The organism is Psychromonas algicola (assembly GCF_004378355.1).
Taxonomy (GTDB): Bacteria; Pseudomonadota; Gammaproteobacteria; order Enterobacterales; family Psychromonadaceae; genus Psychromonas.
In genome coordinates this window covers 59,363-65,362 of record NZ_SNUB01000018.1, presented here as the reverse complement: position 1 = coordinate 65,362, position 6,000 = coordinate 59,363, and the positions used below count along the sequence as shown (strand labels likewise).

The window sequence follows — 6,000 nt, the reverse complement described above, 5'->3', positions numbered from 1 at the left end:
AGACTTTAATCCCTTTGATGCTTTAAGGGCGAATGCTTCTAACTCTTCTTTTTTCATAATTACCTATCCTTAATATGATTAAGTTAATGATAGGCAATTACACAGATTTTAGGACAGGGTCTTATTAAAATGTATTTGAGCGATTTTTTCATCTATAATTTAAACTCTTTAGATATTTTTCAAATTAATTTGGTAGAAATATTACTGAGTATTAAGTAAAACTATTTTAATATTCACTTACACTAACGCCACCAAGCCATGTTTTTTGGCTACAGCGTTCGCGACACGGGTTAATCTACTTTTTATTGCTTGCTCTATACCTGTTTTATTTTTTACTAAATCGCTGATTTCTATAAAGGCATTGGTGGTTAGGCTGCTGCTTTGATAGTGGTAGGCAAAGCCTTTTTCGACAACCCAGTTATCCACTTTCATCTCTTGTTTTTTATCTTCTAGAGTTTTAACAAACATGTAATTAAAAGTAAGTACGTGGTTTTCATCGCCATACCAATCGGCTTTTAATGCTTGGAAGTTGATCCACATTTCTAGCTTGTGCAGTAAAGGACGTAAGGCACTTGAAAAACCTTGATCTGCTGTGATTGTGATTGGAAGTGCTTCTGCTTGCATATTTATTTAGCCTTTTTAATAAATAATTTAGTTTAACTTTACTGTTTGAAGAGGGGAGATGCAACCGCAATTCTGATACATAAGTCTTTCAATGACTATCTTTAACAAGCGAGAAAGCTTAATTGATAAAGCGTTAGCAAACAGGTATCTTTAGCGCTTCTTCAGTGACTCAAATACAGAATATAAAAACCTATGAATGACTTTCATTATGATCCACCTACAGAGCCTTGGTTAGATACGCTTTATAAAGATAAAGATATGATCGTTTTTAATAAACCTGCTGGCATTCTATCGGTACCGGGAAGAGATATTGAACGTCATGACAGTATGTATAGTCGTTTATTGGAAAAGCATCCGAATAGTCATACTGTGCATCGTTTAGATCTAGCAACCTCTGGCGTGATTATTTTTGCTTTACGTAAAGATGCAGAACGAGAATTGAAACGTCAATTTCAAGATCGTGAAACCAAGAAAATTTATTACGCGCGGGTATTTGGGCTTATAAAGGAAAAAGAAGGCTGTATTGATGTGCCTTTAATTAAAGATGTCGATAATCCACCTAAACACAAAATTGATCATGAAAAAGGCAAGGCCTGTAAAACTTTCTATGAAGTAGTGAGTTATGGTGAACAAACAACTTTAGTTAAATTAATGCCTGTAACAGGACGAACTCATCAATTACGTTTACATATGTTAGCGATTGGTCATCCTATATTAGGTGATGACTTTTATGCAGAAGAAAATGTTTTAATCATGTCTTCCCGTTTATTACTTCATGCAAGCGAGATCTCAATTCAGCATCCTTATACTAAAAAGCAAATTGTGTTTAAAACAGATGTGCCTTTTGTTGAGCCTGTGGACGGTCAATAATTCAGTAAAGTGTTGATAATAAAAAGCCCTTAATCAGTTTGAATTGATTAAGGGCTTTTTATTAAGAGGTTGTTATTAAGCGAATAATTAAGCTTGATAACCGCCTTTGACCCCTTTGGTTGTAATTGATACTGCATCGTGTGCATGCAAGCTTTCATAGTGATTAACACGTAACCAAAAATCATCAAATTGTGCTTGTTGATTGAGTGCAAATTGTAATTGGCGCGCTGAATCTTCACAGAACATTAAGTTTTGGCCATTTAAACGCGCAAACTCTTGTTCATCTTCACGTTTTACCGCTGCTTGAACTGGCGTTTTTAATGTTGCTTCAACTAAATCAATTAATGCGATAATTGGAAAGTTTTCCGCTGAGTCCGCTAGTCTAACTTTAATTTCTGCAACGCTACGTTGGCTGTGTGGCGTTGCCACGATACCTTGTGTAGAGCCTAACCAATTCACTATTTCATCTTTTGCTACTGTTGTTTGTTGCTCATATTGCTTACTAAAAGCTTCTTGAATCAGTTGACGGGCTAAAGCGGCTGAACAAGGACACGTTGAAGAATAAGGTACATCTACCTTTAGTTCAAAATCTAACTCGCCATCAATTAAACGGCCAATGATGACTACTGGATAAGCTTTCCATCCGCGTTTTTCACTGATTAATGATTTACGACGTAGGTTGTAATCAAAAGCAACTTTAACAAAAGCTTCAGAACTCAAATCGCTATGGCTTTCAATAAATCCTTTTAATAAGGTTTTTAATGTCTCTAGCGTTAATTCAGACTCTGTTGAAAGCTCGTCCAGTTGCAAATACAAACGAGACATATGGATCCCTTTTGCTTTTGGATCGCCAAGATTAACAAACACTTCTACATTTGCGCTAACTTGTTGAGCTGGGCAGTTATCTGTTTGTACCATCAATGGTAATTCAATATTACTCATTCCTACGCGGTCCAGTGTCCCTTCGGTTTGAGCTTGTGCACTATTTGCGATATCTGGCATTGCCATGAATAAGGCTCCCTTCAACATGCTTATGATTAAATAATTTTAAATTAGGCGCGGATTATAGACCTGTTCTACCTAATTAAAAACCATGAAATACAAAGGTTTTAACTAACTGATTGATAATTTACTTCTATTCTTGAAAAAATAGTGGTTAATAAAAGATTATTTCATCTTGATCATGAAAAGGATTGATTATGCAAAACTAATAAATAAAAGTAGGTACAATGTGAATCATTATATTTGTTGCTGGAATGTTGAATCCGTATTGTGAGGTTATGTGAGTCTATTTAATTTAAAAACTTGGGTGCATTATTATGTGGCTTTGTTAAAACGCCTTGGTCCGATAAAGTTCAGTTTGCTATTAGCTTTTGCAGTTATATTCTTCGATGCTTGTTTGCAGGTGATTATTGCTGAAGCCTTTTCAGAACCTTTAGATAAAGCGGACCTTTTTCGATCAGCGGTATTAGGTGTTTTGATAACCCCTTGGGCAGTTTACTTTTTAACAGTTGTTGTGGACGATTTAGATAATGCACGGCAACGATTGGGATCGATAGTTAAAAAATTAGAAAATATCTCTAAAGACGATAAAGCAAAAACAGATTTATTAGAAAAAGAAATTATAGAACATCAGAAAACACAACATCAATTAGGACAAGGCGCTAGCTTATTACGCTCCTTTTTAGATACCTCTCCGGATTTGATTTTCCATCGTGATTTAGAAGGGCGCTTTGTTAGTTGTAATAAAGAAATGGAAGCTTTATCTGGTAAAACAGAAGCTGAATTGGTGGGACTGTCTCCACAGGATCTTTATTCTGAAAACTATGCATTGGAAGTGTTATCTCGCCATGAACATGTCATTAAAACTCATCAAGAACAAATTCATGAATGTTGGTTGCAATATCCTAATGGGCGTATGGCTTATTTTGAAGTGCGTGCTTTGCCTTTATTTAATAGTGAAGAAGAATGTATAGGTTTGATCAGTTTTGGTCGTGACATTACTGAACGTAAAAAACATCAAGAATTTTTAGAAAAAGCGAGCCGCGATAAAACGACTTTTATTTCAACAATTAGCCATGAATTGAGAACACCACTTAATGGGATTGTTGGATTAAGCCGTATGTTATTGGATGAGAATTTTAATAAAGAACAAACTCAATATCTTAAAACCATTCATATGAGTGCAATCACTTTAGGTAATATTTTTAACGATATTGTGGATCTAGATAAATTAGACAGACGTCGTTTAAACTTGGTGAAAGATAGAATCAATACGCAAGACTTTATGAATGATTTACAAAGTTTGGCTTATATTCAAACAGAGCAAAAGAAGCTGCAATTAATCTTTAAACAAAAAAATGAATTACCTGCTTTTATAGAATCTGACGATACCCGTTTACGACAGGTTTTATGGAATTTAATTACCAATGCCGTTAAGTTTACAAAAGAAGGGCAAGTGGGGATTTACTGCTCTAGTTACATTGAAGATAATCAAACTTGGTTATGCTTTGAAATTGAAGATACCGGTATTGGTATACCTCAAGATAAATTAGAAAAGATATTTGCAATGTATTATCAGGTTGAAGGTAATCGACATGCGACGGGAACAGGGATTGGATTGGCGGTATCCAATCGCATTGTAAAAGCAATGAGTGGTCATTTTATTGTGACAAGTGAATTAGATAAGGGCAGTTCATTTCAGTTACATCTTCCTGTGCGCTGCTTACCGGCAGAATCTGAAAGTAGTGACTTTGATGCGCCAGTGCTCTCTATATTGCTAGTTGAAGATATCGAATTAAATGTGGTTGTTGCGCGAGCCTTGCTCGAAAAACAAGGGCATAACGTTGATGTCGCAATGGATGGTCAGCAAGCTATTGATAAAGTAGCTGCTACCGATTACCAATTAATTTTGATGGATATTCAGTTACCAGATATGGATGGGTATGAAGTGACTCGACGTTTACGTGAAGTCCATGAGCATTTGCCTCCTATCGTGGCATTAACGGCGAATGTATTTTCTGATCCACAAAAATTCCTTGATAAAGGTATTGACGATGCTATTAGTAAACCGCTCAATTTGTCGTTATTTAATAACATGCTCGAAAGGCACTTCTCCGAAAATTTACAAGTTGTTAACAATGATGTAAATGTCGAAGTTGATGAATTTGTTGATCCTGAAACTGCATTGTTTAATGAAGAAATGTTGAAGGAATTAATGGAATTCTTACCCATGTCGGTGATGTTAGATAACCTCAAGTTATTTGAAAACTTGATGCCAGAATACTTGGCGATATTGGATAGTCATATGGTGGCGAAAAATCAAAAAGGGATTGTGAGTAAATCGCATAAAATTAAAGGAGCTGCGGCTTCCGTCGGATTACTACGCATTCAAAAACTAGCGCAAAAAATGCAATCTCCCGATTTACCGGCTTGGTGGGATAACATCGATGATTGGCATGAACTAATTAAGAGTTTGTATTTAAAGGATATAAAGAAACTGAAGAAGTGGATTGTTGCAAATGCAAATCAAGCTAATTAATTGATAAATACAAAAAAGGCCAACAATGTTGGCCTTTTTCAATTTTACATTTAAATTGCTAAACAGGGATTAAGATTCTAGTTCACCACAGAAACGGTAACCTTCACCATGAATCGTTGCAATGATTTCAGCTGATTCTGGTACACTTTCAAAATGCTTACGAATACGACGAATAGTGACATCAACAGTACGATCATGTGCTTTTAATTCACGTCCTGTCATTTTCATTAATAAATCTGCACGGGTTTGTATTTTCCCTGGATTTTCAATGAAATGTAAGATGGCGCGGAACTCACTACGTGGTAGTTTAAATACATCACCATTTGGACTGATTAAAGAGCGGCTATCAATCTCTAATGTCCAGCCACTGAATTTATAATGTTCAACTTTCTGACGAACTTCTTCGAAATATAAAGCATCTTGCATGGTACGTAATAGTAAATTACGTGCTCTGATAGTTAATTCACGTGGATTAAATGGTTTAGTGATGTAGTCATCCGCACCAATTTCCAATCCTAAAATCTTATCGACTTCATTGTCGCGACCCGTTAAGAAGATTAATGCGATGTTTTTATGCTCACGTATTTCACGTGCTAACAATAAACCATTCTTACCTGGTAGATTAATATCCATAATGATTAAATGAATTTCGTTTTCATTTAATACTTGATGCATTTCAGTACCATCATTTGCTTCGAAAACTTGGTAACCTTCTGCTTCAAAAACACTTTTTAATGTACTACGTGTTACTAACTCATCTTCAACAACTAAAATATTAGCGCTAGACATGAATGACTCCTATAGAATTGATAATTCTTTTCCTGTTTTATGACATATCACAAAACCAAGTAAAACCAGTTGTCGGTCTTTTTGTATTGACCGATTATTCAAACAAATACTTCACAGGGTGAGAGATAAGGCGAATATAGTTTGTAAAATGTAATGGTTTTTATGGTGCAAAGTGT

General features: G+C 35.3%; 5 protein-coding genes. 2 read left to right on the top strand and 3 right to left on the bottom strand.

All coding sequences use genetic code 11. The features are described from left to right. Positions 1 to 237 precede the first annotated feature (237 nt). Positions 238 to 624 (bottom strand): hypothetical protein, encoded by a 387-nt coding sequence (locus E2R67_RS10380; RefSeq protein ID WP_134290887.1) that lies wholly within the window; start codon positions 622 to 624, stop codon positions 238 to 240. A gap of 192 nt (positions 625 to 816) precedes the next feature. Between E2R67_RS10380 and E2R67_RS10375 the strand changes: the two genes are divergently transcribed. Continuing rightward, positions 817 to 1,494 carry a pseudouridine synthase gene (locus tag E2R67_RS10375; RefSeq protein ID WP_134290886.1) on the top strand — a complete coding sequence of 226 codons (678 nt, stop codon included), beginning with the start codon at positions 817 to 819 and terminating at the stop codon, positions 1,492 to 1,494. A gap of 87 nt (positions 1,495 to 1,581) precedes the next feature. On the opposite strand, the gene folE2 is transcribed toward E2R67_RS10375, so the two are convergent. Next, positions 1,582 to 2,502, bottom strand: a complete 921-nt coding sequence (folE2, locus tag E2R67_RS10370; RefSeq protein ID WP_134290885.1) for a GTP cyclohydrolase FolE2 — start codon at positions 2,500 to 2,502, stop codon at positions 1,582 to 1,584. A 274-nt stretch (positions 2,503 to 2,776) separates the two neighbouring features. Between folE2 and arcB the strand changes: the two genes are divergently transcribed. Then, positions 2,777 to 5,035, top strand: a complete 2,259-nt coding sequence (gene arcB, locus E2R67_RS10365; RefSeq protein ID WP_134290884.1) for an aerobic respiration two-component sensor histidine kinase ArcB — start codon at positions 2,777 to 2,779, stop codon at positions 5,033 to 5,035. Positions 5,036 to 5,104: 69 nt separating this feature from the next. On the opposite strand, the gene arcA is transcribed toward arcB, so the two are convergent. Beyond that, positions 5,105 to 5,824: a two-component system response regulator ArcA gene (arcA, locus tag E2R67_RS10360; RefSeq protein WP_134290883.1), complete on the bottom strand. Its 720-nt coding sequence runs from the start codon at positions 5,822 to 5,824 to the stop codon at positions 5,105 to 5,107. Between the last annotated feature and the right edge of the window lie 176 nt (positions 5,825 to 6,000).

Bases quoted from the DNA above. Each gene is read 5' to 3' on its own strand.
- E2R67_RS10380 (WP_134290887.1), bottom strand. From the start codon at position 624: ATGCAAGCAGAAGCACTTCCAATCACAATCACAGCAGATCAAGGTTTT.
- E2R67_RS10375 (WP_134290886.1), top strand. From the start codon at position 817: ATGAATGACTTTCATTATGATCCACCTACAGAGCCTTGGTTAGATACG.
- folE2 (WP_134290885.1), bottom strand. From the start codon at position 2,502: ATGGCAATGCCAGATATCGCAAATAGTGCACAAGCTCAAACCGAAGGG.
- arcA (WP_134290883.1), bottom strand. From the start codon at position 5,824: ATGTCTAGCGCTAATATTTTAGTTGTTGAAGATGAGTTAGTAACACGT.